Origin of the sequence: Caballeronia temeraria (assembly GCF_001544795.2) — a bacterium.
GTDB classification, from domain to species: domain Bacteria; phylum Pseudomonadota; class Gammaproteobacteria; order Burkholderiales; family Burkholderiaceae; genus Caballeronia; species Caballeronia temeraria.
This window is the reverse complement of the sequence record NZ_FCOI02000005.1, coordinates 221,331-247,810: the sequence shown is the minus strand read 5'-3', so window position 1 is coordinate 247,810 and position 26,480 is coordinate 221,331. Positions and strand designations below refer to the sequence as shown.

27 protein-coding genes are annotated in these 26,480 nt (G+C 64.3%); 15 read left to right on the top strand and 12 right to left on the bottom strand.

Going from position 1 to position 26,480, the window contains the following annotated elements:
* The first annotated feature begins 14 nt into the window (after positions 1-14).
* From frc to AWB76_RS10405, 4 genes are all read left to right on the top strand, one after another.
* Complete coding sequence (frc, locus tag AWB76_RS10420) at positions 15-1,277, top strand: formyl-CoA transferase (protein WP_061160061.1); 1,263 nt, start codon at positions 15-17, stop codon at positions 1,275-1,277.
* 83 nt (positions 1,278-1,360) lie between these two features.
* Positions 1,361-3,568 carry an acetate--CoA ligase family protein gene (locus AWB76_RS10415; protein ID WP_244173295.1) on the top strand — a complete coding sequence of 736 codons (2,208 nt, stop codon included), beginning with the start codon at positions 1,361-1,363 and terminating at the stop codon, positions 3,566-3,568.
* An 80-nt stretch (positions 3,569-3,648) separates the two neighbouring features.
* Positions 3,649-4,437: a fumarylacetoacetate hydrolase family protein gene (locus tag AWB76_RS10410; RefSeq protein WP_061160060.1), complete on the top strand. Its 789-nt coding sequence runs from the start codon at positions 3,649-3,651 to the stop codon at positions 4,435-4,437.
* On the top strand, positions 4,434-5,108 hold the full coding sequence (locus AWB76_RS10405) for a hypothetical protein (RefSeq protein WP_061160059.1): 675 nt from the start codon (positions 4,434-4,436) through the stop codon (positions 5,106-5,108). Before AWB76_RS10410 ends, AWB76_RS10405 begins: the two co-directional genes overlap by 4 nt.
* A 57-nt stretch (positions 5,109-5,165) precedes the next feature.
* On the opposite strand, the gene AWB76_RS10400 is transcribed toward AWB76_RS10405, so the two are convergent.
* The 3 genes from AWB76_RS10400 to AWB76_RS10390 form a co-directional block, all read right to left on the bottom strand.
* Positions 5,166-5,420 (bottom strand): CsbD family protein, encoded by a 255-nt coding sequence (locus AWB76_RS10400; RefSeq protein ID WP_061160058.1) that lies wholly within the window; start codon positions 5,418-5,420, stop codon positions 5,166-5,168.
* Positions 5,421-5,505: 85 nt separating this feature from the next.
* Positions 5,506-5,862, bottom strand: a complete 357-nt coding sequence (locus tag AWB76_RS10395) for a response regulator (protein ID WP_061160057.1) — start codon at positions 5,860-5,862, stop codon at positions 5,506-5,508.
* Complete coding sequence (locus AWB76_RS10390) at positions 5,859-7,370, bottom strand: ATPase domain-containing protein (RefSeq protein ID WP_061160056.1); 1,512 nt, start codon at positions 7,368-7,370, stop codon at positions 5,859-5,861. The genes AWB76_RS10395 and AWB76_RS10390 overlap by 4 nt, the downstream gene beginning before the upstream one ends.
* A 405-nt stretch (positions 7,371-7,775) precedes the next feature.
* Here AWB76_RS10390 and AWB76_RS10385 point away from each other — a divergent pair, with 405 nt between their 5' ends.
* The 3 genes from AWB76_RS10385 to AWB76_RS10370 all read left to right on the top strand — a co-directional run bounded on the left by AWB76_RS10385 (position 7,776) and on the right by AWB76_RS10370 (position 9,721).
* Positions 7,776-8,054 carry a hypothetical protein gene (locus tag AWB76_RS10385; protein ID WP_157696091.1) on the top strand — a complete coding sequence of 93 codons (279 nt, stop codon included), beginning with the start codon at positions 7,776-7,778 and terminating at the stop codon, positions 8,052-8,054.
* A gap of 114 nt (positions 8,055-8,168) precedes the next feature.
* The gene (locus AWB76_RS10380) at positions 8,169-8,789 is read left to right on the top strand and encodes a DUF2968 domain-containing protein (protein ID WP_061160054.1); all 621 of its coding nucleotides are present in this window, start codon (positions 8,169-8,171) and stop codon (positions 8,787-8,789) included.
* Positions 8,790-9,028: 239 nt separating this feature from the next.
* Positions 9,029-9,721: an OmpA family protein gene (locus AWB76_RS10370; RefSeq protein WP_063936324.1), complete on the top strand. Its 693-nt coding sequence runs from the start codon at positions 9,029-9,031 to the stop codon at positions 9,719-9,721.
* 94 nt (positions 9,722-9,815) lie between these two features.
* Here AWB76_RS10370 and AWB76_RS10365 read toward each other — a convergent pair whose 3' ends face one another.
* From AWB76_RS10365 to AWB76_RS10355, 3 genes are read right to left on the bottom strand one after another with little or no spacing between them, the layout of a single operon-like run.
* Positions 9,816-10,331, bottom strand: a complete 516-nt coding sequence (locus AWB76_RS10365) for a methylated-DNA--[protein]-cysteine S-methyltransferase (protein ID WP_061160051.1) — start codon at positions 10,329-10,331, stop codon at positions 9,816-9,818.
* A gap of 37 nt (positions 10,332-10,368) precedes the next feature.
* On the bottom strand, positions 10,369-10,596 hold the full coding sequence (locus AWB76_RS10360) for a hypothetical protein (RefSeq protein WP_061160050.1): 228 nt from the start codon (positions 10,594-10,596) through the stop codon (positions 10,369-10,371).
* Positions 10,597-10,621: 25 nt separating this feature from the next.
* Positions 10,622-11,380 carry a DNA/RNA non-specific endonuclease gene (locus AWB76_RS10355; protein ID WP_082864401.1) on the bottom strand — a complete coding sequence of 253 codons (759 nt, stop codon included), beginning with the start codon at positions 11,378-11,380 and terminating at the stop codon, positions 10,622-10,624.
* Positions 11,381-11,521: 141 nt separating this feature from the next.
* Here AWB76_RS10355 and AWB76_RS10350 point away from each other — a divergent pair, with 141 nt between their 5' ends.
* The gene (locus tag AWB76_RS10350; RefSeq protein WP_063936322.1) at positions 11,522-12,571 is read left to right on the top strand and encodes an alpha/beta fold hydrolase; all 1,050 of its coding nucleotides are present in this window, start codon (positions 11,522-11,524) and stop codon (positions 12,569-12,571) included.
* Positions 12,572-12,583: 12 nt separating this feature from the next.
* Here AWB76_RS10350 and AWB76_RS10345 read toward each other — a convergent pair whose 3' ends face one another.
* On the bottom strand, positions 12,584-13,984 hold the full coding sequence (locus AWB76_RS10345) for an MATE family efflux transporter (protein ID WP_374729922.1): 1,401 nt from the start codon (positions 13,982-13,984) through the stop codon (positions 12,584-12,586).
* A 55-nt stretch (positions 13,985-14,039) separates the two neighbouring features.
* On the opposite strand from AWB76_RS10345, the gene AWB76_RS10340 reads away from it, so the two are divergent.
* Positions 14,040-14,360 (top strand): YnfA family protein, encoded by a 321-nt coding sequence (locus AWB76_RS10340; protein WP_061160182.1) that lies wholly within the window; start codon positions 14,040-14,042, stop codon positions 14,358-14,360.
* 6 nt (positions 14,361-14,366) lie between these two features.
* On the opposite strand, the gene AWB76_RS10335 is transcribed toward AWB76_RS10340, so the two are convergent.
* Complete coding sequence (locus AWB76_RS10335) at positions 14,367-15,389, bottom strand: DUF2891 domain-containing protein (protein ID WP_061160048.1); 1,023 nt, start codon at positions 15,387-15,389, stop codon at positions 14,367-14,369.
* A gap of 378 nt (positions 15,390-15,767) precedes the next feature.
* On the opposite strand from AWB76_RS10335, the gene AWB76_RS10330 reads away from it, so the two are divergent.
* A complete protein-coding gene (locus tag AWB76_RS10330) occupies positions 15,768-17,063 on the top strand; it encodes an MFS family transporter (RefSeq protein ID WP_061160047.1) in 1,296 nt (431 codons plus the stop codon).
* Positions 17,064-17,278: 215 nt separating this feature from the next.
* Positions 17,279-17,950, top strand: a complete 672-nt coding sequence (locus AWB76_RS10325) for a hypothetical protein (RefSeq protein WP_061160181.1) — start codon at positions 17,279-17,281, stop codon at positions 17,948-17,950.
* Here AWB76_RS10325 and AWB76_RS41560 read toward each other — a convergent pair whose 3' ends face one another.
* A complete protein-coding gene (locus AWB76_RS41560; RefSeq protein ID WP_167357746.1) occupies positions 17,951-18,112 on the bottom strand; it encodes a hypothetical protein in 162 nt (53 codons plus the stop codon). It lies immediately after the preceding gene.
* 62 nt (positions 18,113-18,174) lie between these two features.
* Positions 18,175-19,197: an AraC family transcriptional regulator gene (locus tag AWB76_RS10320; protein ID WP_061160046.1), complete on the bottom strand. Its 1,023-nt coding sequence runs from the start codon at positions 19,195-19,197 to the stop codon at positions 18,175-18,177.
* A gap of 184 nt (positions 19,198-19,381) precedes the next feature.
* On the opposite strand from AWB76_RS10320, the gene AWB76_RS10315 reads away from it, so the two are divergent.
* The 4 genes from AWB76_RS10315 to AWB76_RS10300 all read left to right on the top strand — a co-directional run bounded on the left by AWB76_RS10315 (position 19,382) and on the right by AWB76_RS10300 (position 24,193).
* Positions 19,382-20,515 carry an acyl-CoA dehydrogenase family protein gene (locus AWB76_RS10315; RefSeq protein WP_061160180.1) on the top strand — a complete coding sequence of 378 codons (1,134 nt, stop codon included), beginning with the start codon at positions 19,382-19,384 and terminating at the stop codon, positions 20,513-20,515.
* Positions 20,516-20,545: 30 nt separating this feature from the next.
* Positions 20,546-22,252 carry an AMP-binding protein gene (locus AWB76_RS10310; RefSeq protein ID WP_061160045.1) on the top strand — a complete coding sequence of 569 codons (1,707 nt, stop codon included), beginning with the start codon at positions 20,546-20,548 and terminating at the stop codon, positions 22,250-22,252.
* An 8-nt stretch (positions 22,253-22,260) separates the two neighbouring features.
* Positions 22,261-23,373: an enoyl-CoA hydratase/isomerase family protein gene (locus AWB76_RS10305; protein WP_061160044.1), complete on the top strand. Its 1,113-nt coding sequence runs from the start codon at positions 22,261-22,263 to the stop codon at positions 23,371-23,373.
* Between the two features lie 112 nt (positions 23,374-23,485).
* Positions 23,486-24,193, top strand: coding sequence for a hypothetical protein (locus AWB76_RS10300; RefSeq protein ID WP_061160043.1), 708 nt, complete (start codon positions 23,486-23,488; stop codon positions 24,191-24,193).
* A 93-nt stretch (positions 24,194-24,286) separates the two neighbouring features.
* Here AWB76_RS10300 and AWB76_RS10295 read toward each other — a convergent pair whose 3' ends face one another.
* Positions 24,287-24,856, bottom strand: a complete 570-nt coding sequence (locus AWB76_RS10295; protein WP_061160042.1) for a DUF6572 domain-containing protein — start codon at positions 24,854-24,856, stop codon at positions 24,287-24,289.
* Between the two features lie 187 nt (positions 24,857-25,043).
* A complete protein-coding gene (gene ydiK, locus AWB76_RS10290; protein ID WP_167357745.1) occupies positions 25,044-26,216 on the bottom strand; it encodes an AI-2E family transporter YdiK in 1,173 nt (390 codons plus the stop codon).
* Positions 26,217-26,480 lie beyond the last annotated feature (264 nt).

Below are 26,480 nucleotides of genomic sequence, written 5' to 3'. Positions count from 1 at the left end.
TGGGAGACAAAGCCATGACGGTGAACACTTCTGGCAAGGCGCTGGACGGCGTGCGCATCCTGGACTTCACGCACGTCCAGTCGGGACCGACCTGCACGCAGCTGCTCGCGTGGTTCGGCGCCGACGTCATCAAGGTCGAGCGCGCGGGCGCGGGCGACATCACGCGCGAGCAGTTGCGCGATATCCCCGACGCCGACAGCCTCTACTTCACGATGCTGAACCACAACAAGCGCTCGATCACCATCGACACGAAGAATCCCGAAGGCAAAAAGGTGCTCGAGACGCTCGTGAAGAAGTGCGACGTGCTCGTCGAGAACTTCGCGCCGGGCGCGCTCGATCGCATGGGCTTCACGTGGGAGCGCATCCAGGAGCTGAATCCGCGGATGATCGTCGCGTCGGTGAAAGGCTTTGGTCCTGGACCGTATGAAGACTGCAAGGTCTACGAAAACGTCGCGCAATGCGCGGGCGGCGCGGCCTCGACCACCGGCTTCGACGACGGCCCGCCGACGGTCACCGGCGCGCAGATCGGCGACTCGGGCACCGGCCTGCATCTCGCGCTCGGCATCGTCACGGCGCTGTATCAGCGCAACACGAGCGGACGCGGCCAGAAAGTGCTCGCCGCGATGCAGGACGGCGTGCTCAACCTTTGCCGCGTGAAGCTGCGCGACCAGCAGCGGCTCGAACGCACCGGCGTGATGAAAGAGTACCCGCAGTACCCGAACGGCAGCTTCGGCGAAGCGGTGCCGCGCGCGGGCAATGCATCGGGCGGCGGCCAGCCGGGTTGGATTCTGAAGTGCAAGGGCTGGGAAACCGATCCGAACGCGTACATCTACTTCATCACGCAGGCGCCGGTGTGGGGCGAAATCTGCAAGGTGATCGGCAAGGAGGAATGGATCGACCATCCGGATTACAAGACGCCGAACGCGCGCCTGCCGCATCTGAAGCAGATCTTCGATGAAATCGAGCGCTGGACGATGTCGAAGACCAAGTTCCAGGCGATGGAGATCCTCAACAAGCACGACATTCCGTGCGGCCCGATTCTCTCGATGAAGGAGATTGCCGAAGAGCCGTCGCTGCGCAAGACGGGCACCGTCGTCGAAGTGGATCATCCGGTGCGCGGCAAGTACCTGACGGTCGGCAATCCGATCAAATTGTCCGACAGCCCGACCGAAGTCGTGCGCTCGCCGCTGCTCGGCGAACACACCGACGAAGTCATGACCGAACTCGGCTACTCGCCCGACCAGATCGCCACGCTGAAGAGCCTCGGCGCGATTTAAAGAACTTTGCCATGCACTGACGTCCGCCTTCGAGAGAAGGCGGCGCAGGCCCCTGCACGCCCAAATAAACGGAGACGCACCAAATGAACAGCACGGTAGTCCAGGAACGCAGCGAAGCAGCCAACTCATCCACGCACGCGGCGGCGGTCGTCCCGCTCCATGCACCCGACGCGCAACGCCGCGTCGCGGAAGTGTTCGATCGCGTGAAGGCCGAGGGCCGCACGTCGCTGACGGCGCCCGAAGGCAAGCTCGTCTGCGATGCATACGGCATCGCGGTGCCGCAGGAAGGCGTCGCGAAGTCGGCGGACGATGCCGCGAAGCTCGCGTCGTTCATCGGCTTTCCGGTGGTGCTGAAGATCGTTTCGCCCGAAATCCTGCATAAGACCGAGGCGGGCGGTGTGCTCGTCAACGTGAAGAACGAAGCCGACGTGCGCGCCGGTTTCGACACGATCATCTCGAACGCGAAGCAGTACGACCCGAACGCGACGCTCGTCGGCGTGCAGGTCCAGCAGATGGTCGGCGCGGGGCAGGAAGTGATCATCGGCGCGGTGACCGATCCGTCGTTCGGCAAGCTGATCGCGTTCGGTCTCGGCGGCGTGCTCGTCGAAGTGCTGAAGGACGTGACGTTCCGCCTCGCGCCCGTGACGCGCGAGGAAGCCGCGTCGATGCTCGACGGCATCCAGGCCGCCGAAGTGCTGCGCGGCGTGCGCGGCGCGGAACCGGTGCATCGCGAGGCGCTCATCACGCTGATCGAGCGCGTGTCGCGTCTCATCGACGATTTCCCGCAAATCTCCGAGATGGACCTGAATCCGGTGTTCGCGAGCCCGAGCGGCGCGGTCGCGGCGGACGTGCGCATCGTGATGGATTTCGAGCCGGCCGCGCCGCGCTATCGGCCGACGCAGGAGCAGATCGTCGCGCAGATGAACCGCATCATGAAGCCGGACGCGGTCGCGGTGATCGGCGCGTCGAACGAGGACGGCAAGATCGGCAACTCGGTGATGAAGAACCTCATCAACGGCGGCTACCAGGGCGCGATCTATCCGATCCATCCGAAAGCCGACGAGATCATGGGCCGCAAGGCGTACAAGAGCGTGAAGGACGTGCCCGGCGTGATCGACGTCGCCGTGTTCGCGATTCCGGCGAAGTTCGTGGCGCAAGCGCTCGTCGAAGTGGGCGAGAAGAAGATTCCGGGCGCGGTGCTGATTCCGTCGGGCTTTGCTGAGACGGGCAATCACGAAGGTCAGGAAGAGATCGTGAAGATCGCGCGTCAGTACGACATCCGCATGATGGGGCCGAATATCTACGGCTTCTACTACACGCCGAAGAACCTGTGCGCGACGTTCTGCACGCCGTACGACGTGAAGGGCAAGGCGGCGTTGTCGTCGCAGTCGGGCGGCATCGGCATGGCGATCATCGGCTTCTCGCGCTCGGCGAAGATGGGCGTATCGGCGATCGTCGGGTTGGGCAACAAGAGCGATATCGATGAAGACGATCTGCTCACGTTCTTCGAGCAGGACGACAACACCGAGATCATCGCGCAGCATTGCGAGGATCTGAAGGACGGACGATCGTTCGCCGAAGCCGCGAAGCGCGTGTCGAAGAAGAAGCCGGTCGTCGTGCTGAAGGCGGGACGCACGAGCCTCGGCGCGCGCGCGGCCAGCTCGCACACGGGCGCGCTCGCGGGCAACGACAAGATCTACGAGGACGTGTTCCAGCAATGCGGCGTGATCCGCGCCCGCTCGTTGCGCGATCTGCTCGAATTCGCGCGCGGCATTCCGAAGCTGCCGACGCCCAAGGGCGAGAACACGGTCATCATCACCGGCGCGGGCGGCTCGGGCGTGCTGCTGTCCGATGCGTGCGTCGATAACGGCCTCTCGCTGATGACGATGCCCGACGATCTCGACGCCGCGTTCCGCAAGTTCATCCCGCCGTTCGGCGCGGCGGGCAATCCTGTCGACATCACCGGGGGCGAGCCGCCGTCGACGTACAAGAACACGATCCGGCTGGGACTGGAGGACGATCGCATCCATTCGATCATCCTCGGCTACTGGCACACGATCATCACGCCGCCGATGGTCTTCGCGAAGCTCGTCATCGAAGTGAAGGAGGAGATGAAGGCGCTCGGCATCGAGAAGCCGATCGTGGCCTCGCTCGCGGGCGACGTGCAAGTGGAGGAAGCCGCCGAATATCTGTACGAACACGGCGTGCCGGCCTACGCTTATTCGACGGAACTGCCCGTCGCGGTGCTCGGCGCGAAGTACAAGTGGGCGCGCGGCGCGGGTCTGATCTGACCTGATTTCAGGAGGAGGGGACGAGAGCGCGGGCCATTTGCACGCAAATGCAGCCCGCGCTCCTTATAAGGGAGGCAACCGTGACACACTGGATTCGTTTTCGCGATGCTGGCGGCGGCATCGGTTTCGGCACGCTCGATCAGCATTCGGGCCGCGTCGTGCAGCACGAAGGCGCGATGTTCGACCGCCCGCGTCCGACCGGCATTTCGTTCGCCGTGGACGACCTCACGCTGCTCGCGCCGTGTCAGCCGAGCAAGGTGATCGCGCTGTGGAACAACTACTACGCGCTGTCGCAGAAGCTCGATAAAGCGCCGCCGCAGCATCCGCTCTTTCTCATCAAGCCGCCGATGTCGGTGATCGGGCCGGGCGAGTCGATCCGCCGGCCGAAGAGTTATCACGGCAAGATCGCGTATGAGGGCGAGCTGGGCATCGTGATCGGCAAGACGGTGAGCGGGGCGTCGGTCGAGGAAGCCGAAAGCGCGATCTTCGGCTATACGTGCGTGAACGACGTCACCGCCATCGAACTGCTGCAGGAAGATCCCAACTTCGCGCAATGGTGCCGCTCGAAGGGCTTCGATACCTTCACGTGCCTCGGCCCGGCGATCGTCGCAGCGGGCAATGGTTTCGACTGGCGCGCGTCCAGCGTCGTCACGACGCTCGAAGGCGTCGAGCGGCAGAACTATCCGCTCGACGACATGATCTTTTCGCCCGCCGAGCAGGTGAGCCTGCTGTCGCAGGACATGACGCTCGTGCCCGGCGATGTGATCGCGTGCGGTACCTCCATCGGCGTCGGCTCGATCAAGGACGGCGCGCGCGTGGATGTGTCGATTGCGGGCATCGGCACGCTGTCGAACGTGCTGGAAGCATGATCGGGGACGGGCTGTCGGGCGCGCTCTGCGTGCTCGCGGCGCTGGCGGCGGGTTCGTCGATGCGCGCTTCGCGCGGCTGGTGGCAGATGGGCATGACCGTGGCCGTGGCCGCCGCGTGCTGCGCAAGCGGCCCAGCGGGCGCCGCCGCGCTCGTGCTCGCTGTGATCGCGGGATTCGTCGGATATCGCTTCAATCGGGGCGCGGCGAGCGCATGCACGCAGGCGCTCTTCGTCACGATTGCATTCGTTGCCTGGGCGCTGCCGGGCTCGGACAGCGCGTATGCCGTTCTGGCGGGCGGCGCGGTCGCGGCCTTGGGTTCGGTCGTACGCTGGCGCACGAAGGGCCGAGGCATGAGCTTGCAGCCGATGCATCTCGCCTGCGCAGGCGCGTGCGCGGCGCTTGCCTATGTGCTCGGCACGCAGCCGGGTGCGCTTTCTGTGATGGCGGTGATGGCGATGCTCGCGCTCATCGGCGCACATTTGTCGCTCGCGATGAGCGGCCACGCCGCCGCGCCCGTCGCTCGCGCGATGAGCATGGCGTCCGCGTGCGGACTCGCCGTCGCGGCGGCCATCGACGGCTCGCATGGCGCGCTCGGCGTGGCGGCGGTCGCGATCGCCTTCGATTGCGCGCGCTCCGCACGGCTCGCCGGATTCGTGCGCGGAACGCCATGAAACGACAAAGCCGGCGCAGCTTTCGCGCCGGCTTTGCATCGCCAGGTCAGAAACGCCTCAACGATCGCGATTCCACAACGCGCCGAGCACGAAGCCAACGGCCGCCGCGATCAGCACGCCCTGAATCGGCTGACTCGCGACGGCGAGCCGCACGTTGTCGACGGTCTGGCCGTAGCTTTGCTGCAAGTTGCCGTATGCCTGCCGCACCTTGCCTTCGGCTTGCGTGGCTTCATCGCCCGTCAGTGCGCCGACCGCGTCCTGCACCTTGCCGACCACTTTCTGTGCTGCGCCTTCCACTTGATCCTGCACCATGGTGCCTCCCTTCGTTTGAGCGGTTTATGGTAAGTCCGGAATTCGCCGGAACGCTCCTCTCAAGCACGCAGCGTGCCCAGGCTCCTCAGGCCGGACCGATCAGTCCCTTGACCGTGTCGAGCAGATCGTCGATCGAAAGCGGCTTGCGACGAAACTGCGCGCGCGGATGATCGAGCGCAGGCGCATTCGCCGCCGCGCTCATCAGAATGACCGGCACGCCCGCGAGCCCGTCGTTCGCGGCCAGTTGCCGGATCAGCTCTACGCCGTCCATGTGCGGCATCATCCAGTCGGTGATGACGAGCGCGGGCGGGCTCGAGCGCGCCGCATCGAGCGCGGTGCGTCCGTTGGACGCGGTCGACACCTCGTAGCCCTCCATTTCGAGCACGAGCCGCCACGTGGTCAGGATGTCGAATTCATCGTCGACGACGAGGATTTTCTTCATGCGCGCGCGCCAGGGTCCGATACGGAAAGCGCGGGCGCGATCGACGGATGTCCGGACAAGAGGCCCGTCGAGCCGATGAAACCTTCGCTGATATGCAGGCCGCGCGAGTCGATCGTGAGACGGCGGATCGCGCAATCGTGCGAGCCTTCGCGCTGCTTGACGACGGACACCATGCGATACAGCGAGGAATTCGCCTCGACGTAGCGCATGAAAACGATGTTTTCGGTCATCGCCGAGGCGCGCAACGAAGCGGGCGGCGAGGCATCGCCGTAGAGTGGCAGTTCTTCGGTGAGCACGGTCGTCGCGCCGGCATCGCGCAGACGGTGCGTGAGCGCGTTCAGAAAGAGGCCGAAACGCTCGGTGCGGTTCGCGGACTGAAAGAATCCGTCGATGCCGTCGACCGCGAGCCGCGACGCCTTCGCGTCCTTCACGGCGTTCAACAGCTCGACGGCGAGTTCGTCGATCGCCAGTTCGACCGCCGGATGCCAGTGGATCGTGAGCCGCCCGTCCTGCACGGCCGGCGCGAGATCGATGCCGACCGATAGCGCTTTCGCCAGAAGCCGCGCGGGCGACTCGTACAGGCCGAAATAGACGCAACGCTCGCCGCGCTCGACACCCGCCTGCAGGAACTTGAGCGACAGCAGCGTCTTGCCGACGCCCGATGGCCCGATGAGCGTGGTCGTCGAGCCGCGCACGACGCCGCCGCCGAGCATCTGATCGAAATCGGGGAAACCGAAGCCGAATCGGTTCTCGAAGTCCGGTGCGCCGTGCTCGACGGCGGGCGACGCCTCGATCCGCGGAAACGTCACGAGGCCGCCTTCCGTGATCTTGAAGAAGTGCTTGCCGAGCAGATGATCGCGGGCGCGCAGCTTGTGGACCTCGATTTCGCGGGCGCGCCGCATGCCCGTGTTGTAACGGTTCAGCTCGATGAGCCCGTCGACGAGCGTGTGTTCCGGATGCGGCTCGTTGCCGGACAGCGGCGCGAGGATCAGCGTCGTGCAGCGCGCGGCGCTCACGAACGCCGAAAGCTCGTGAATGAACTGCGAGAGCTCGAGTTCGGTCGAGCTGAATTCGCGCGCGCTGCGAAAGCCGTCGATGACCATGAAGCGCGGCCGGCTGGTCTTGATCGTCGCGGCGATCAGCGAGAGGAAACCGGAGAGGCCGTCGCGCATCAGTTCGTGGTAGCCGGAGACGAAGAGCATCCGGTCCGAGATGGCGTCGGCGTTGTAGAACGAGAGCCCCCGCAGATGGGACAAAAGCTTGGTGTGCGATTCGGCGATCAGCGTGATGTACAGCACCATGTCGCCCTGCGCGACGCGGTGAAAGCCGATCTGCGATGAAAGAATCGTCTTGCCCGCGCCCGCCATTCCTTCGATCAGATACAGACCGCCTTCGACGAAACCGCCGCCCAGGATTTCGTCCAGGCCCGGGACGCCGGTCGTCACGTTGCCATCGTTGGCGGCGGGCGGACGGGGTTGAGCGGGGGAGTGCTTGGCGTCTTGATTCATGGCATTTTCGTTTTTACTTGGCGTCGCGACTTTTTTGCGAACGCGCATTATGGCTGACTCTTGGCAAGTTGTAGTTGCCTGCCGCGCCAGTCATCGCCGTCGCCATGCCTTTGCGCGGGCGGGCCGGCGCGATTGCGCGTGGCCTCGGATGACGGCTGCAGTCGTCGAGTCGTGCGCGGAGCGCGATTGTCTGCGCGGGCGAACGCTTTTAGCATGCATTTTCCACGCCTGGGCGTCATGGACCGCACATGGAAGTTGCCCGGCAGCAGATTTCTTTGAGAACTCTCTCATGGGCAGAGCGCGCGACGGCTGGTGAAATAGCGATCCATGTCGTACACGGACGCCGTGCGTTTTCTCCGGCTGCTCCATTCCGGCGCTCATGCGCCCTCATCGCGTATCTTTGCCATGCACCGTTCACACTCGATTCCGGGCGCGCTCGCGCTCGTCGCTGGTTTCTTTGCTTTTTTTGCCGTTTCCGCCGCGCCGGTTCACGCCGTCGAGCATGTCCCCGACGCGCGCATCCTGTCGGCCAGGCCCTTCGTCTTTCACGGCGACCGTGAGATTTTCCTGCGCGTGCCCGCCGAGCCGTCGGACTCGCGCATCTTCCAGCCTGTCGAACCGATCCGCGACGCGAGCGAACCGCGCTTGCCGCAAGACCGATTCAAGCGACAGTCGGCGATCTGAGTTCCCGCTGTATTCGCTAGATCGAACGTGATATTCAATTCGTCTGGAACTGGCTGATTTACCGCGCCATAATTCTTTCCGATCGCCATAGTTTGGCGTTACGGAAAAATCGCAATGAAGCGCCGGTTAATTGCGCAAATCGTGCTGATTGCAGCCAGTTTGACGAGTCCGTTTGCTCGCGCGGCGGATCCGCTGCCCGATAAGCCCGATCCTGCCGCTGTCAAGAATAGCGATGTTGCGGAACTCGAAGATCTGACGGCCGCCGGGAAAATCACGGAATTGCGCAAGACGTTGAATGGCAGCTACGGCGCGAGTCTCTCGTATTATCCCGAGCAGATGGTTTATTACACGGCATTGTTTCAGCAGAGCAATATCTGGCGCGTATTCAAAACGCCAAACGATGCGCGTGCCGAAACGGTGTATTCGGATTTTGCGAAAACATCGGCTACGCTTGCCGATGCGGAAATCAGGCGCATTAAACTCGAAGCGGAAAAGGTGTATGCTGACCGGCAAATTGCTGTTCAGCAGGAACGCGCGAACCGGCTTCAGGCGGATCTCGAAATCGCTCGCACGCAGCAAAGCCAGGTCACGACCTATCAAATCGAGCAGCAGAATGCGATTCGCGAACTGCGCACCGAACAGGCTGCCGCGCAAGCACAATTGCGTGCCCTGCAAATGCGAGTGCAGGAACTGCAAAAGCAGTCCGACATCGATCTTCCCGCCCCGGCCAAATAGCGCTTTTTTGCGTTTTCGAGATGAATGCGGCAATTGTGGTCAATTTGGGAGTTGTCCGCTTAATCCGCGCGAATCGCGGCGCTACAATCGCGCAGTTTTTGGATCGTCCGTCGATCGTTGAACGTATCCGAAATCTATCCATGAATTTGCCTGCCGTCTTTGGCGACGAGCTCCAGCTCCGGAAACGGGGCGTGCTCTGAGCGGCGCCCGCTTTGAATTTGACTCGCATGAATACCAAGATGCTCACCAAAACCCTTGCCGTTAGTGTTATCGCCGCTGCAGTGCTCGCGGGCTGCTCGTCCACCACGGGACCGGCATTCAATATCAGCGAAATCCAGACGTCGAATGGCCAGAAGGCCTTCCGCGCTGAATGCCACGGTCTTTTCGAGAATGGCAGCGCCTGTATGACCGCGGCACAGAAGATGTGCGGCAATCAGAAGGTGAACGTGCTCGAGACGATCGCCGGCACGAAAACGCCCAGCGATTCGCGCGATGTGATCTTCAACTGCGTGACGCCGGCAGAGCCTGCACCGGCGCCGGCACCGGTTGTCGCGCAGCCTGCGCCTGCTCCGGCACCGGTCGTGGCGCCGCGCAAGCTCACGCTGGGCGCGGCGACGAACTTCGCCGTGGACAGCGCCGTCCTGACGCCGAACGCCAAGCAGATCCTGGATAAATTCATCGCGGATGCACAGGGCGTGAAGTTCTCGTCCCTTACGGTTTCGGGTTATACCGATTCCACCGCATCGGTCTCCCATAACCTCGCGCTGTCGGATCGTCGCGCACGGGCCGTGATGGACTATCTGAAGGCGCATGGTCTGAACGCCGATATCTACTCCGCGAAGGGATACGGCAAGGCGAACCCGATCGCATCGAACGCAACGGTTGCGGGTCGCGCGGAGAATCGCCGCGTCGAAGTGGTCGTGACGCCGTAAGCCTTTTCGGCTCTGCATCGACAAAAAACCCGCGAAACGAAAGTCTCGCGGGTTTTTTTATTGCCAGTCCCGTTGCTGTCGGAATCCGGCTGGCTCAAAAGAGCGCGAGTTGCTCGCGCCCCGGCCCGCCTTCCAGCGTGAGCAGATGGCGTTTGCGGTCCACGCCGCCGGCATAGCCGGTCAATTCCCCATCCACGCCGATCACGCGATGACACGGCACGATGATCGCAACGGGATTGCGCCCGTTCGCGCTGCCGACGGCCCGCGATGCGCCTGCGGGCAAGCCGAGGCGGCGCGCGAGGTCGCCGTAGGTCCATGCGTCGCCGAAAGGAATCTGACGCAGCGCGTCCCAGACCTGTCGCTGAAACGCCGTGCCGTGAAGTTGCAGCGCGATCGAGAAATCCTGGCGCGCGCCCGCGAAGTATTCGCCGACCTGCTCGCGCGCCTCGGCGATCACGCGCGCTCGGGGCGCCGTATCGGACAGCGTTGGCTCCTGCAAACCGTCAGGAAAATGCTTCTGTCCGACGAAGAAGAGACCCGTCAGACAGCCGTCTTCGGCGCGATACAGGATGTGCCCGAGCGGACTCGGGCCGACATGACATTCGATCACTTCGATTCTCCGCGCAACTGTCTTGGCGAGCGCCGCTTCAGATGAACGGATTGTCGGCGGTGCCGGACGGCGCGGCCGGTTCGTCGGGCAGCTTCGCCGGCAGCGACGCATCGCTTTGCAACGCTTCGACGATCGCGCCGATCGCCTTCTGAAGCGCCAGCGCATTCGCGAGCCCGGCCTTGTCGCGGGCGATCGTCAAATCGCCGCTGATCGTGAGGCGTTTCACGCCGTTCTCGATGTTGATCGCGTCGCCCGCGATGTTCATCACATCAGTATCGTTCGCAAATGGCTTAAACACCGCGCAATCCTCCAAGTCGCTTGTCTTTCAGTTCGTCCGGGATGCCGGGAAACGCGAGACCGCTCATCGCTTCCAGCTCGCGGACGGTTTTCATCGTGTACGTGTTCGTCGGCGTATTTTCGACCACAACGGCGAAAGCGATCTGGCGCTGCGGCAAATAGACCACTTTATACAGTTGCGTCGGCACGAACACGCGCGATTCGCCGATCGTCTGCAACTCGCGTCCCGAGAAGAGCGGCCCGGTGACGACATACGCTTCGCCCGATTCCTCCGTGAGCCTGCGGACCGCTTCCTCGATGCGCGACCAGATGCGCCGGTTGTTCGACGGGTCCTGCGGCACGATGTTCGCAAGCGAGAACGATTCGGCCATGCCTTTCTGGCTCGCGCGGTCGCCTGCGGGACTCATGTGGCCGCGGTCGTAACCGCTTTTCTTGTAGTCGGAAAGCTGCGCGCTTTCGCTCGGCGGCAGGCGCTTGTCGACGAAAAAGCGATTGGTGCGCGTGTTGTTCTTTGCCTCGTCGACGCTGCTCGCCGTCAGATGCTCCGCCGACCAGAGCGGACCTTTCGTGATGCCGGAGTGAAGCAGCGCGAAGTCGCTGTAGCAGACTTCCTGCGTTGCCGCGCGCATCTTCGAATTGACGACGACCGGCTCGCGGCCGTTCGGACTGAACTGCGGGCAGTCGCTCGCGGAGGCGCCCATGCACGCGAATGCGAGGAACGCGGCGGCGATTGCCTTGATGCGGAGTTGCATGCTCGGAATGGTCCTGACGACGATCGAAGGCCGCAAAGTATAAGCGTTGATGACCGCGCGCGGGGCGGGCGAGCGGGCGGACGCGTGTGAAATTCAGGCACGCTAGAATGCCTCGGCCAACGTCATCCTGAACATGAAAAAATGAATCCAGTGCGCAAGAAGCCATCCGTCGTTCGATCGCTGATGTTGTGTCTCGCGATGTCCTTCGCGTTCAACGCGCATGCCGACGAAGGCAACGACGGTCCCGCCTACGGCCCCGAGTTGCAGGGATTCGACTATCCGTATCCGGTCGCGCGCTTTTCGCTCACGTCGCAGCGCCAGGTCGTGAGCATGGCGTACATGGACGTGCATCCGTCGCATCCGAACGGCCGCACGGCGGTGCTGCTGCACGGCAAGAACTTCTGTTCGGCGACGTGGAAGCAGACCATCCAGACCTTGACCGATGCGGGCTATCGCGTGATCGCGCCGGATCAGATCGGCTTTTGCAAGTCGACCAAGCCGGCGCGCTATCAGTACAGCTTCCAGCAACTGGCCCGCAACACGCATGCGCTGCTCGGCGCGCTCGGCGTATCGAAGGCGACGCTCATCGCGCATTCGACGGGCGGCATGCTCGCGGTGCGCTACGCGCTCATGTATCCGGGCGAGACGGAGCAGCTCGTGCTCGTCAATCCGATCGGACTCGAAGACTGGAAGGCGAAGGGCGTGCCGTCGATTTCCATCGACGACTGGTATGCGCGCGAGCTCAAGACGAGCGCCGACGGCATTCGCCGCTACGAAACGGGCACCTACTACTCGGGCCAGTGGCGCGACGAGTACGAACCGTGGGTGCAGATGCTCGCGGGCATGTATCGCGGGCCGGGCAAGGATATCGTCGCGTGGAATTCGGCGTTGCTGTACGACATGATCTACACGCAGCCGGTCGTCTACGAATTCGATCAATTGAAGACGCCGACGCTTTTGCTCATCGGCGACAAGGACACGACTGCGATCGGCCGTGACTTCGCGCCGCCGGACATTCGTCCGACGCTCGGGCGTTATCCCGATCTCGCGAAGCTGGCGAAGGAGCGTATCGAGGGGGCGAAGCTCGTCGAGTTTCCGGAACTGGGGCATGCGCCGCAGATGCAGGACCCGGCGGCGTTTCATCGGGCGTTGCTCGACGGCCTCGCCGCGTTGAAGCCGAACGCGCCGTGATCAGCTCGTGTTTCAGTTTCGCCGGGGCGCGCACGACGCGCGCTCGATCGCCGGCACCTGAACCGCCAGCGTGATGCCGCGCGCGACCATGAAAACGGTGAGCGCGAGCCACAGTCCGTGATTGCCGAGCGATCCCGCGAGCGCCCACGCAGCGAGCAGAAACACGGCGAGCGAGACGGCCATCGCTTTCATGAGTTCGTGCGTGCGCGTCGCGCCGATAAACACGCCATCCAGTTGAAAGCCCGCGACCGACGCGAGCGGCAAAATCGACGCCCACGGCAGATAGCGCACCGCCGCCGCCTTCACCACAGCCTGATCCGTGAGCCTGCCGATGATCCATTCCCCGCCGATCCAGAAGACGACGGAAAAGCCCGCCGCGCCGATCGCCGACCAGAACAGGGTGATTTTCACGGCCTGGCGGAACGCGTGCCGGTCGCGCGCGCCCGCCGCCGCGCCGACGAGCGCTTCGGCCGCGTGCGCGAAGCCGTCGAGCCCGAAAGCCATGAAGGTCTGGAAATTCAGCAGGACGGCGTTGGCGGCGAGGATCGCATCGCCCTGACGCGCGCCGAGATGCGCGAACCACGCATACGAGCCGAGCAGGCAGATCGTGCGGATGAAGATGTCGCGGTTGATCGCGATGAGGCGCCTCAACGCGTGCGCATCGAAGAGTGCGCGCGGCGCGAGCGGCGCAAGACCGCGCGGACGCAGATGCCAGAGGATCGCGAGGCCGAGCGCGAAGCCGCAGAAATCCGCGAACGCCGTCGCCGCGCCGATGCCCGCGATGCCCCAGCCGAAGCGATACACGAACAACAGCACCGCGACGATATTCACCAGGTTGATGACAATCTGCGTGACGAGCGCGAGCCGCACGCGCTGACAGCCGAGCAGATATCCGAGCACGACGTAATTGCCGAGCGCGAACGGCGCGGCCCAGATGCGCGCATGACAATACGCGCTCGCGGTGTCCCGCACGGCGGCGCTGCCGCCCAGCGCCACGAGGCCGTATCGGATGATCGGCACTTGCAGCGCCAGCACCGACGCGCCGATCGCCAGCGCGAGCAGCATCGCGCGCAGCACGCTTTTGCGCAGGGCGTCGTGATCGCGCGCGCCGAACGCCTGCGCGACGAGTCCCGTCGTGCCCATGCGCAGAAAGCCGAAGCCCCAGAACACGAAGCTGAATACGAGTCCGCCGAGCGCGACGCCGCCGAGATACTGCGGCCCGTCCAGATGACCGGCGACCGCCGTATCGACCGCGCCGAGTATCGGCTGCGTGAGGTTCGCGAGGACGATGGGAAACGCGAGCGTCAGCACGCGTCTGTGCCAGTGCACGGGCAGCACGGCGTCTTCGGCCGATTCGTTTTGTGGGGTGGTCTGCAAAATGTTCGGGCGGGCGTTTCGTGGCAAGGGCGTCATTGTCCGGAGCGAACGCGGGCGACGCAACATCGCGCGAACGTCGATAATGCGCGTCATGAAAACATTCGCGCTCTACGTCGTCACGGCCTTCGCGGAGATCGCCGGCTGTTACTTCCCTTATCGATGGCTCAAGGAAGGCGGCTCGCCGTGGCTCGTCGTGCCGGGCGCGCTGTCGCTCGCGCTGTTCGCGTGGCTGCTCACGCTGCACGCGGCGGCCGCGGGGCGCGTCTATGCGGCGTATGGCGGCGTGGATATCGGCGTGGCGATCGCGTGGCTATGGGCCGTCGACCGCATCCGGCCGACCGCGTGGGACGTCGCGGGCGCGGCGATCGCGCTCGTCGGCATGGGCGTGATCGCGTTTCAGCCGCGCGTCTAGAACCGCCTACGCGTCCAGCGCCAGCAGCGCGAACGTCGCGAGCCAGTGCTCGCCCATGTAATCGCCCGCGACATGCGCGATGCCCGACGCGAGATGCTCGTGCGCGGCCGCTTCCAGCACGGCGATGCGCGCATCGCCCGGCGGCAGCGCCCGCGCGATCGTGCGCTGGCACCACGCGCGCGAGAGGTTCAGGCCGTCGAGGTGCGCGAGCTTGCCATCGCTGCGATCGGTGACGGTGGCGGGCGCGAAGAGCGTCGCGGGCTCGCGCTCGGCGATGCGCGGCAGAAACCGGTCGAACCAGCCGATGAAGCGCTCGTCCGTCAGCACATGACGCATCAGCACGGCCTCCATCAGCGACGGCGACAGGAACTCGTCGCCCGCCGGCTCCCAGGCCTGACAGGCTTCGTCGCTTTCGAACCAGCGCAGGGCGGTCTCGCGCAGCAGCCGCTCGAAATCCGCGTTGTGCGCGACGCGCGCGTAATCCATCGCCAGCGTCAGCGCGAACGCCATATTGAAGTGCGTGCCGACACGTAGCGGATACGTCGACTTCGGCAGAAATTCTGCGAAGCGCGCGACGAACGCGTCCGCGAGCGGCTGAAGCGTGCGGGCCCAGCGCGCGCCGTCATCGGAGCGCATCGAGCGGAGCTGGCCCGCGAGCGCGAGCAGCCACGCCCAGCCGTACGGCCGCTCGAAACCGCGCGCGGCGGGACGTTGCAGATAGGCGACTTCGGCCGCGACGTTGGCATCGGTGAAATGCGCGTCGATCACCGCGCAGATCTGCGGCGCCTCCGGTAAATCGGGAAAACGATCGTAGAGCCGCGCGATCAGCCAGTAGCCGTGCACGCACGAATGCCAGTCGAAGCTGCCGTAGAAGATGGGATGCAGCGCGCGCGGGCTTTGCACGTCGTCGGCGCCGGCCATTACGTGATCGAGCTTGTTGGGATATTCGCGCGTCAGGTGGCCGAGCGCGACTTGCGTGAATTTCGACGCGAGCGCGGCGTCGAGGGTGATCGGTCGATGCTGATTCATTCGGTCCTCGTCGATGCGTATCGTGATTCCGAGACTTTATCGATAAATAGTCGGCAAAATCTTTAATCAGGGTAATTACCTAGCACGAACGGCAGAGGCGTCGGCCAAGAGAACGAAAGCGTCGCAGAAAGCCGGCGCAAGCGCGGCGAATGCTTTTGCGGCAAGCCTGAGCGGGCGCATGGCGGAACCGGCGAACTCGACGCGGCCGCGTCTTTGCGCGAATTTCCTACGCCATCCGGCCGTGTTTCACGCGCCACGATCGCGCGCGCACCTCCGAAGCGCGTATAAACTTGCGCCCGAACGCCGCCAAGAGCGTTCAGACCGGGCCGCGATCCCGGCAAACGCCATCCAGACAGTGACCAACAGATCAGAAACAATATGACCGACCTTCCCGCTTATACCGCAGAGGACACCCGGCGCCGCGTTTTCGCGATAGTCGGCGCTTCATCGGGCAACCTCGTCGAGTGGTTCGACTTTTATATCTACTCGTTCCTCGCGCTGTACTTTTCGGCGGCCTTCTTTCCGGGCGGCAATCCCACGGTCCAGTTGCTGAATACCGCCGGCGTGTTCGCGGCGGGCTTCCTGATGCGCCCGATCGGCGGCTGGCTCTTCGGCCGCATCGCCGATAAACACGGCCGCCGCAACGCGATGATGATCTCCGTGCTGATGATGTGCGGCGGCTCGCTCGTCATCACCTTCCTCCCGACTTACGCGTCGATCGGCGCGTGGGCGCCGTTTCTGCTGCTGATCGCGCGCCTGTTCCAGGGCTTGTCGGTCGGCGGCGAATACGGCACCAGCGCCACTTACATGAGTGAAGTGGCGCTGCGCGGCCGGCGCGGCTTCTTCGCGTCGTTCCAGTACGTGACGCTGATCGGCGGCCAGCTCGCCGCGCTGCTCGTGCTCGTGATCCTGCAAATGTTCCTGTCGACGGAAGAGCTGAAGGCATGGGGCTGGCGCGTGCCGTTCTTCATCGGTGCGTGCGCGGCGCTGGTTTCGCTCTATCTGCGCCGTTCGCTCGATGAAACCTCGACCGCCGAGACGCGTCATCGCAAGGAAGCGGGCACGCTCGCCGGCCTGATGCAGCACAAGGCGGCGTTCATGACGGTCGTCGGCTTCACGGCCGGCGGCTCGCTGATTTTCTACACGTTCACGACCTACATGCAGAAGTACCTGGTCAACACGGCTGGCATGCACGCGAAGACCGCCAGCAACGTGATGACGGGCGCGCTCTTCGTCTATATGCTGCTGCAGCCGGTGTTCGGCGCGCTGTCGGACCGGATCGGCCGCCGCGCGTCGATGCTGTGGTTCGGCGCGCTCGCGACCATCGGCACGGTGCCGCTGCTGCACGCGCTGTCCACGGTGACGAGCCCGGTCATGGCGTTCGTGCTGGTCGTGATCGCGCTCGCGATCGTGAGCTTCTATACGTCGATCAGCGGTCTCATCAAGGCGGAAATGTTCCCGCCGGAAGTGCGCGCGCTGGGCGTCGGCCTGTCGTATGCGGTCGCCAACGCGGTGTTCGGCGGCTCGGCCGAGTATGTCGCGCTGTGGCTGAAATCCGTGGGCAGCGAATCGACGTTTTTCTGGTACGTCACGGTGATGTGCGCGATTTCGCTCATCGTCTCCTGGCGCATGCTCGATCCGAGCAAGGAAGGCTACTTGCGTAACGAGCCGTAAATGGGGCAGCGGCGTGCGCGGGGCGGAGATCACGTCTCGTTGCACGCTTGCCGATGAAGGTAACATGGTGTTTTATGCGGTATGTAGGTGACGCACCGGCCACGGTGCACGATGGACAATGGGAAGCGCGGGAACCGGATACGCATGCGCGCAGCGCCGCCGCGCGCAAATCCGATGCGCACGTTCGGGCGCGTCGGACTGCCTGGAGCCTGTTCATGGAAGATTTCGACGAAACGCTGTTCATAGTCTGGCGAAGCAACCTGAATGTTCTGGTCGGCTCGCCGGGAGGCGCCGCGCGCCTCGCGCGCATGATGAACTTCTCGCCGACGTTCATGAAGCTGATCGTCGCCGGGCAACGCGATTTCAACGAGGAGTTCGTGCGCGGCATCGAGCTGGTGACCGGCCTGCCGCCGCACTGGATGGACGAGCGCCGCTCGCTCGACGAGATTCCGCCCGACGTCATGCGCGCGATCGACGAGGAAACGCCGATGGCCGTGTTTCGCGGCACGGCCCATCCCGCGCCGAAGCGCTCGGTTCTGCGCGGCCCGGAGCCGCTGCTTTCCCAAACCGAAGCGACGCGCCGGGTCGCCGATCAGGCCCAGCAACAGGCCGAGGCGAACCGCCGCGATCTGGTGTTTCGCAAGAATCGCGATCTGCTGTCACAGGATTTGCGCCGCCTGGAGCGCCAGCTCGGCCTGCTGCAGGTCGATTCGATGCAGCCGAAGGTCGATGAACTGATGACGTCGGATCGCATGAGCGAAGCGGCGAAAGCCGATCTGGCCGGGCGCCTCGAACAGATCGACAAGCACGTGAAGCTGTTACATCAGCATGTGGAAAAGCTCGTGATCCTGCTTTCGAGCCCCGATGAGCCTGACTCCGGGGAGTAGCTACTTCTTCTTCTTGCCGTTTTCAGGCTTTTCCGGCTCAGGATGCACGGCGATCGGATCGCTCGCGGGAAAGGTCTCTTCCAGTGCTTCGTCGAGCAGGTCTTCCTCGTTCTCCGGCTTGTCGGTTTTCGGCTGATCCCGCTTCGGGCTGGTTTTCGACATGATGCGCTCCGTGATGCGAAGTCATGGTCGATTCAATATAGCAGCGTCGATGATCCCGCGCTTCATCCGTCCCGGCGGTAATCCGCGGGCCGCACGCCCGTCCACTTCCTGAATGCGCGCCGGAACGCGCTCGGTTCGGCGAAACCGAGCGCATCGGCGATTTGCGGAATCGTCTCCTGCGTATGCGCGAGCCGCGCGATGGCCAGATCGCGCCGCAGCGCGTCCTTGATCGTCTGATACGTCGATCCTTCCTGCTTCAGCCGTCGCCGCAGCGTGGCTTCGCCCATGTGGAGCGCGGCCGCGATGCTTTCGGCTTCCGGCCAGTTCGTCGGCGCGGTTTGCCTGAGGCGCGTTCTGATGCGCGCCGCGAGCGAGTCCGGATTGCGATACTTCACGATGAAATTCGCCGGCGCGTCGCGCAGAAAGCGTTTGAGCGTGGCGGGCGTCTGCACGACCGGCAACGCAGCGCATTCCGCCGACAGGTCGACGAACGAGCGCGCCGCGTCGAAATGGAGATCGTCGCAGAACATGAGGCGATATTCGTCGCTGTCGGCGGGTTCCGCGCAGCGCATGTGCGCGGCGAGCACCGGAATGCGCCGCCCGAGCAGCCAGCACAATAGCCCGTACACGAGGATGAAGCCGGTCGCGTAGGCGAACATCGTCTTGGGTTCGCCCGCGTCCGCGAGCCAGATGCGCACGCGTTTGCCGTCGATGTCCGGCTCGAAGCGCAACGCGTCGAGCACGAGCCGCATGAAATTCGCGATGCGCCCGAGCGCCTGCGCGCCGTCGCGCGAGGAAAGCGCCGCGTGGCACAGCAGCACGAAACTGCCGCGCCGCATCGGATGCGTGTCCTGGCCGAAGAATTCGTCGTCGAGGGCATCGGCGGTGGCGTTCCACAGCTTGCCGTACTGCACCGGCGACACGCGCGCGCGCGGCGAATCGAGCGTCGCCGGGGCGATGCCCGCCGCGGCCAGCAACTGCCCGCGCGCGACGCCGCGCCTCTGTGCGCACTGCAACGCCGCTTCGACGAGACTCACGGAAATCGAGTCGCGCTCGATCTTCTTCTTGGGACTTGGGGTTGTCACTAGGTGGCCAAAGCGCTCAGTTAGCGTGATCGTTTTGGGCATCGGCTAACGTCCGGCGATTGCCTAGACTCGTGCACAGACGGCCCATCCGCCTTCATCGAAGGACGAGCGGCGGCCAGAAAGCTTACACGATCGATGCCGCGAGGCTCGCCGCGCCCGCCCCACTCACAGAATTCAGAACATGATCGACGCATTTCTCACCGAAGAGCAGCGCATGATCCGCGACGCGGCTCGCCAGTTCGCCACCGAAGTTCTCGCGCCGAACGCCGGCCAGTGGGACAAGGACGGCGCGATTCCCGACGCCGTCGTGCGTCAATTGGGCGAGCTCGGCCTGCTCGGCATGATCGTGCCCGCCGAACTCGGCGGCACCTTCAGCGACTACACCGCCTACGCGCTCGCGATGGAAGAGATCGCCGCCGGCTGCGCGTCCTGCGCGACGATGATGAGCGTGCACAATTCCGTCGGCTGCGGGCCGATCCTCGCCTACGGCACCGATGCGCAAAAAGCCGAATGGCTGCCGAAGCTCGCGAGCGGCGAGATCATCGGCGCATTTTGTTTGACGGAACCGCAGGCGGGCTCGGAAGCGAACAACCTGCGCGTGCGCGCGGTCGAGAAGGACGGCCAGTGGGTCATTTCGGGCAGCAAGCAGTTCGTGACGAACGGCAAGCGCGCGGGCATGGCGATCGTCTTCGCCGTGACCGATCCCGACCAGGGCAAGCGCGGCATCTCCGCGTTCATCGTGCCGACGGACACGCCGGGCTTCAACGTCGGCGCGCCGGAGCACAAGCTCGGCATCCGCGCGTCGGATACGTGTCCGATCACCTTCGACGACTGCGCGATTCCCGCCGACAATCTGCTCGGCAAGCGCGGCGAGGGTCTGAAGATCGCGTTGTCGAATCTGGAGGGCGGGCGCATCGGCATTGCGGCGCAGGCGCTCGGCATCGCCCGCGCGGCCTTCGATGCGGCGCGCGCCTATGCGAAGGAGCGCGTGCAGTTCGGCAAGCCGATCCACGAACATCAGTCGGTCGCGAACATGCTCGCCGACATGCAGACGCAGATCAACGCCGCGCGCCTTTTGATCCATCACGCGGCGCGCATGCGCACGGAAGGCGTGCCGTGTCTGTCGGAGGCGTCGCAGGCGAAGCTGTATGCATCGGAAATGGCGGAGCGCGTGTGTTCGGATGCGATCCAGATTCACGGCGGCTACGGCTATCTGCAGGATTATCCGGTGGAGCGGCATTATCGCGATGCGCGCATCACGCAAATCTATGAAGGCACGAGCGAAGTACAGCGGATGGTGATCGCGCGCAACGTCTGACGCGCGCAAAAAAAATACACAGGAGACGCAATGAACGACGTGACGGGCTTCATCGAAGCGCGAGACTTTCTGTTGGCTCATCGCACGGATTACGACACCGCGTATCGCGATTTCAGATGGCCGTCGCTCGATCGCTTCAACTGGGCGCTCGATTATTTCGATCCGATGGCGCGCGGCAATGACGCGCCCGCGCTGCATATCGTCGGCGAGGGCGGCGACGAGACGCATCTGTCGTATGCGCAGATGAGCGAGCGTTCCGCGCGCGTCGCGAATCATTTCCGCGGCCTGAACGTCAAGCGCGGCGAGCGCATCCTGCTGATGCTGCCGAACCGCGTCGAACTATGGGAAACGATGCTCGCCGCGATGAAGCTCGGCGCCATCGTGCTGCCCGCGACGACGCAGCTCGCGAACGCCGATCTGCGCGACCGCATCGCGCTCGGCGGCGTGCAGCACGTGATCGTCGATGCAGCCGAAATGCACAAGTTCGATGGCATCGACGTGCCGGGTCTGCGCATCGCGGTGGGCGGCGCGCAGGGCGGCTGGCTCGCGTATGAAGCCGCGTACGACGCACCGGCGGAATTTGCGAAGGATGGCGAAACGAACGCGAACGATCCGTATCTGCTGTACTTCACGTCCGGTACGACGTCGAAGCCGAAGCTCGTCGCGCATACGCATCAGAGCTATCCGGCCGGGCATCTCTCGACGATGTACTGGATCGGCCTGCAACCCGGCGACGTCCACTGGAACATCAGCTCGCCGGGCTGGGCGAAGCACGCGTGGAGCTGCTTTTTCGCGCCGTGGAATGCGCAGGCGTGCGTGTTCATCTACAACTTCAGCCGTTTCGATGCCGCCCGCGCGCTCGACGTGCTCGTGAAGCACGAAGTGACGACGCTGTGCGCGCCGCCGACCGTCTGGCGCATGCTCGTGCAGGAGCCGCTCGCGTCGTACGAGGTGAAGCTGCGCGAGATCGTCGGGGCGGGCGAGCCGCTGAATCCGGAGATCATCGAGCGCGTGCAGCACGCGTGGGGCTTGCCGATCCGCGACGGCTACGGCCAGACCGAGACCACCGCGCAGATCGCCAACACGCCGGGCCAGCGGCTCGTGCCCGGTTCGATGGGCCGTCCGCTGCCGGGTTATCGCGTGGCCTTGCTCGATCCGGACGGCCATCCCGCGGAAGAGGGCGAAATCGCGCTGGCGCTCGATCCGCCGCCGCTCGGCCTGATGACCGGTTACGCCGATAACCCCAAGGCCACCGAAAACGCGATGCGCGGCGGCTTCTATCGGACCTCCGACGTCGCGTCGCGCGGCGCGGACGGCTATTTCGTGTACGTCGGCCGCGCGGACGACGTGTTCAAGTCGTCGGATTATCGGCTGAGCCCGTTCGAGCTGGAGAGCGTGCTGATCGAACACGAAGCGATCGCGGAGGCGGCCGTCGTGCCGAGTCCCGATCCGCTGCGTCTTTCCGTGCCGAAGGCGTTCGTGACGCTGCGTCACGGCTATTCGATCGGACCGGAGCTGGCGAAAAGCGTGTTCGCGTTTTCGCGCGAGCGGCTCGCGCCGTACAAGCGCATCCGCCGTCTCGAGTTCGCCGATTTGCCGAAAACCATCTCCGGCAAGATTCGCCGCGTCGATCTGCGCAGGCAGGAAATTGCGCGCACGCAGGACGGCGCGCGCGGCGAGTTCGAGTTCTGGGAAGAGGATTTCCCGGAGCTGCGCCAGACCAGCAAGACCGACTAAAGGAATTCATGAGCACGCTTGAACTTTCACGCGACGCGCCGGAAGTCGCCTTCGCGGTCGTGAACCGCGTGGCGATCGTCACGCTCGACCGGCCGCACGCGTTGAATGCGCTGTCGCACGGCATGATCGCGCATCTCGCCGATATCTTCGCGCAATGCGCCGCCGACGCCTCGATCGCCGCGGTCGTGCTGCGCGGCGCGGGTGACAAGGCGTTCTGCGCCGGCGGCGACGTGCGCAGGCTCTATCACGCCGCGCGCAACGATCCGCATCACGAGACGCCGTGGCTGAAGTTTTTCATCGACGAATACCGGCTCGATTTCACGGTGCATCGCTTCGCGAAGCCGGTGATCGCGCTGATGGACGGCATCGTGATGGGCGGCGGCATGGGGCTCGCGCAAGGCGCCGCGTTGCGCATCGCGACCGAGCGCACGCGCATGGCGATGCCCGAGACGCGCATCGGCCTGTTGCCGGACGTCGGCGCAACGCACTTTCTGCGCGTGCTGCCGCGCGATCTCGCCCTGTACGTCGGGCTGACGGGCGCGCGGCTTTCGGGCGCGGATGCGCAACGCGTCGGGCTCGCGGACGAATGCGTGCCGTCGATCTGGCTGCGCGGCTTCATCGAGCGTCTCGACAGCATCCGCTGGGACGATGCGCAGGAGGCCATGACGCAACTGAGGCGCGTGTTCGTGCCGAACGCGAACATCGAACGGCACGCGCCGCTCGACGACATTCGCGCGCAGATCAGGCGCCACTTCACGGCAAGCGCGACGGGCGGCGCGGAGCGCATCGCGGCATCGCTCGCGGCGGACGAATCGGAGTGGGCGCGCACGACGCTCGCGCTCATCGAAAGCCATTCGCCGACGATGCTCGAAGTCACCTATCATGCGCTGCTGCGCGGCCGTCAGATGACGCTCGCGGATTGCTTTCGCATGGAACTGGGCGTCGTGTACCGCGCGATCGACGACGGCGATTTCGCCGAAGGCGTGCGGGCGCTCATCATCGACAAGGACGAGCGGCCGCGTTTCGCCCCGACGACGCTCGCGCAGGTGCGAGCCGAACGCGTGCAGCACTTTCTGTCGTCGCCGTGGCGCCGCGAAATGCATCCGCTCGCCGATCTTTGAGCATGTTCTCCTGACGAATTCGCAAGCAAATGTTTCCGCGGCGAACCGTCGAATTGACCGATGGTCGAATGGGCTCACCGATCATCGGACAATTCAAGAGGAGGAACCGACCATGCCGAACCGTACGACACGGATCGCGCTTCTGTCGGCCGGCATCGCATTCGCGTTGGTGGCGCCGGCAGCATCGTACGCACAACTCAATCTTCAGCAATTCGGCTTCGGCAGCGGCAAGTCCGACGTGGCGTCAGGCGCGAACGGCGCGGCGCAGCCATCGGCGCTGAATTCGCTCGTGCAGAGCTATGTCGGCGCGAATCAGCAGGTGCTGACGGGACAATCGACCCTGGCGTCGGCGATGGGCATGTCGAGCGTCGCGAGCCAGGCGCAATCGGCGGCGGGCTTGCTGTCGGGCGCATCGGGCGGCGGCGTGCCGAGCACGAGCGTGCTGTCGCAACTCGGTGGGACGCAGCAGAGCGTGTCGCAATCGTTGATGCAGGCGTTCGCGGGCGGCTCCACGACGCCGCCGACAGCCGCGAGCAAGCGGACCTTCAGCGACGGCCTGGCATCGCTCGGGCAGGGCGTGAAGCAGTACGCCGGGCTGCAATCGAATCTGGGCGCGGTGTCGAAGTCGATGGACATGTCGTCGCTGCTGCAAGCCGGTTCGAACCCCGCGACGGCGCAAGCGGCGGGCTACATCGCGCAATCGGCGCCCGGACAGTTGCAGTCGCTCGTGCAGACGCTCTCGCAAGCGGTGCAGTACGCGAAGACCAACGGCATTTCGGTGCCGTCGATCGCGCAATCCGCGTTGAGCGGCGTGAATTAAGGTGGACTGAAGCGGCGCTCACGCGCGCAAAAAAAAGCGGCGGGGCTCAGGTTCGAGCCACGCCGCTTTTTCTTGTCCGGAATGTTGCGCCGATCAGCCGCCGGCCGCCTGACGCATCGCGAGACGCCTCAACACGGGCAGCGCTCGCAGCCGGCGCGATTCGGGCGGCGGGGGCGGAAGATACGAGACATCCGCGATATCGGCGATATCGGCCACATTCGCGACGTCGGTGAGTTCCTGTATGCGTGGGTCCGCGTCGAGCACTTCGAGTGCGGGCGGCTCGACCGGCTCCGCCTGAGCGCGTTCCGGTTCTTCGATGGAAAGGCCGAGCGAACGCCGCACGTCGACGCCGCGAATATGCGCCTTGTAACCGGCATCGGTTATCACACGCTCGCGCGATTTCCAGAATTCGAGCCCGGACGGCGTCATGGGATGCATCGACACATATTCGATCACGATCTCGTAGCCGCGAACTTTCGGATAATTCAGAAGCAGCTTGCCGGAACGAATATAAGCGATATAGCGGTCGATTTTCTTCGTGAGCAAATCGCGATGCTCTCGCTCTTCACGCCAGTCGAGATCGTCGAACAGGCCGACATATACTCGTCCGAAGAGAATATTGACTCCGATATAGTCGATGACGTCCACGTCACGCAAAGACATGGTCAATCCCCTGCGCCCTCAATGGGCAAATAACAAGGATTGCATTGTAACGGATTTGCACCGCCCAAAAACCGTGAAACACCGTGTTAATTGGGATGATATCTCATTTTCGTAAGAATCCGAATTTTCGATTTAAGTAAAATCCGATTGCCACGCATTAAATAAATTTAAAGCGATTATTCGCCAATCAGGTCTGTCTTCTCGGCGCATCAGCGAGATCCCTTGTGGACGTGGCTTTTGCGATTTCCTCTTGGCTCGCCGCTTCGACTTGCGACAGCGGCGGCTGCTCGTTGATCCACGCGTTGAGAAGCGTCGACGTCACGGCGAGAATCACGGGACCGATGAACAATCCGACTATTCCGAACGCGAACATGCCGCCGAGCACGCCGGAGAGAATCAACAGCATGGAGAGATTCACGCCGCGCTTGATGAGTATGGGTCGCAGGAAGTTGTCGAGCATCGCGATCATGATCGACCACACGAGCAGCAGCGAGGCCGTCACGTGCGAGCCGTGCCAGAAAAGCCACGCGACGCCGCCGAGCAGCGGCAGCAGCGGGCCGATCTGCGCGAGGCACAGCATCAGCATGACGGCCGTGATGATGCCCGCCGCCGGCACGCCCGCGAGCGCAAGCCCGATGCCGCCGAGCGCCGACTGCGTCACCGCCGTCACGACGATGCCAAGCGCCACCGCGCGGATCGCGAGGCCGGCGAGCTTGATGGCTTCGGCGCCGCGCCGCGCGGCGATGCGCGTCGCGAAGCGCGTGACGAAGCGGCCGGCCGACTCGCCGTTCATGTACAGAATGCCGGAGATGATGACGGTGATCACCATGTGCATGACGAATACGCCGACGACCGCCGCATGCGACAGCATCCAGCGCGCGGCGATCGTCACGTAAGGTTCGAGCTTCGCGAGCAGGCCGCCGGGGCCGGCGTCGGAGAGCATCTGCCATTCCTTCGAGACGCGCGCGCCCATGACCGGCACGTCATGCACCCAGCCCGGCGGCGGCGGCAGCGCATAGCTCGGCAGACTCTTGACCGCGGCCATGATTTCGCCGCCGTGCTCAGCCAGCGTCGAGACCGCCGAATAGAGCGGCAACACGATCACGACGAGCAGCATCAGCAGCATCACGGTGGTCGCGATCCAGCGGCGGTTGCCGCAGCGGCGCTGCACGCCGACCATGAGCGGCCAGGTCGCGACGACGATCGTCGTGGCCCAGATGAGTCCCGGCAGGAACGGCCGCAGCACATAGAGACTGCCGACCGTGAGCGCGGTCAGGATCGTGATGATGAGCAGAATGCGGGCGATATCCACCGGCTGGCGGGGATTCGGATTCGGCTGCCCGTTGGATAGCGTTGGCATGATGCGTCCGGGTGAAGTGATGCTCTCCGCGGCGCAATGGAACGAAAAGGCACGAGCACGGCGCGCGACGAGCGATGAACCAGCAATGAACAAGCGATAAGCGAAAGCCGGCGATCCGGCAAGGCGCTTGCGTCGTGACGGACGCAATCATACCGGCATGCCAATCCATACTACTAAAAATCGGCGCGCGCCTGCCCCTGAAATACCCTTCGCCGGCGCGTGCCGAAACGAACGAACTCTTTGCCACGAATCCTGGAAATGCGT

Coding starts and splice junctions, on each gene's coding strand:
- frc (WP_061160061.1), top strand. CDS start 15: ATGACGGTGAACACTTCTGGCAAGGCGCTGGACGGCGTGCGCATCCTG.
- AWB76_RS10415 (WP_244173295.1), top strand. CDS start 1,361: ATGAACAGCACGGTAGTCCAGGAACGCAGCGAAGCAGCCAACTCATCC.
- AWB76_RS10405 (WP_061160059.1), top strand. CDS start 4,434: ATGATCGGGGACGGGCTGTCGGGCGCGCTCTGCGTGCTCGCGGCGCTG.
- AWB76_RS10400 (WP_061160058.1), bottom strand. CDS start 5,420: ATGGTGCAGGATCAAGTGGAAGGCGCAGCACAGAAAGTGGTCGGCAAG.
- AWB76_RS10395 (WP_061160057.1), bottom strand. CDS start 5,862: ATGAAGAAAATCCTCGTCGTCGACGATGAATTCGACATCCTGACCACG.
- AWB76_RS10390 (WP_061160056.1), bottom strand. CDS start 7,370: ATGAATCAAGACGCCAAGCACTCCCCCGCTCAACCCCGTCCGCCCGCC.
- AWB76_RS10385 (WP_157696091.1), top strand. CDS start 7,776: ATGCACCGTTCACACTCGATTCCGGGCGCGCTCGCGCTCGTCGCTGGT.
- AWB76_RS10380 (WP_061160054.1), top strand. CDS start 8,169: ATGAAGCGCCGGTTAATTGCGCAAATCGTGCTGATTGCAGCCAGTTTG.
- AWB76_RS10370 (WP_063936324.1), top strand. CDS start 9,029: ATGCTCACCAAAACCCTTGCCGTTAGTGTTATCGCCGCTGCAGTGCTC.
- AWB76_RS10360 (WP_061160050.1), bottom strand. CDS start 10,596: ATGAACATCGCGGGCGACGCGATCAACATCGAGAACGGCGTGAAACGC.
- AWB76_RS10355 (WP_082864401.1), bottom strand. CDS start 11,380: ATGCAACTCCGCATCAAGGCAATCGCCGCCGCGTTCCTCGCATTCGCG.
- AWB76_RS10350 (WP_063936322.1), top strand. CDS start 11,522: ATGAATCCAGTGCGCAAGAAGCCATCCGTCGTTCGATCGCTGATGTTG.
- AWB76_RS10345 (WP_374729922.1), bottom strand. CDS start 13,984: ATGACGCCCTTGCCACGAAACGCCCGCCCGAACATTTTGCAGACCACC.
- AWB76_RS10340 (WP_061160182.1), top strand. CDS start 14,040: ATGAAAACATTCGCGCTCTACGTCGTCACGGCCTTCGCGGAGATCGCC.
- AWB76_RS10335 (WP_061160048.1), bottom strand. CDS start 15,389: ATGAATCAGCATCGACCGATCACCCTCGACGCCGCGCTCGCGTCGAAA.
- AWB76_RS10330 (WP_061160047.1), top strand. CDS start 15,768: ATGACCGACCTTCCCGCTTATACCGCAGAGGACACCCGGCGCCGCGTT.
- AWB76_RS10325 (WP_061160181.1), top strand. CDS start 17,279: ATGGAAGATTTCGACGAAACGCTGTTCATAGTCTGGCGAAGCAACCTG.
- AWB76_RS41560 (WP_167357746.1), bottom strand. CDS start 18,112: ATGTCGAAAACCAGCCCGAAGCGGGATCAGCCGAAAACCGACAAGCCG.
- AWB76_RS10310 (WP_061160045.1), top strand. CDS start 20,546: ATGAACGACGTGACGGGCTTCATCGAAGCGCGAGACTTTCTGTTGGCT.
- AWB76_RS10305 (WP_061160044.1), top strand. CDS start 22,261: ATGAGCACGCTTGAACTTTCACGCGACGCGCCGGAAGTCGCCTTCGCG.
- AWB76_RS10300 (WP_061160043.1), top strand. CDS start 23,486: ATGCCGAACCGTACGACACGGATCGCGCTTCTGTCGGCCGGCATCGCA.
- AWB76_RS10295 (WP_061160042.1), bottom strand. CDS start 24,856: ATGTCTTTGCGTGACGTGGACGTCATCGACTATATCGGAGTCAATATT.
- ydiK (WP_167357745.1), bottom strand. CDS start 26,216: ATGCCAACGCTATCCAACGGGCAGCCGAATCCGAATCCCCGCCAGCCG.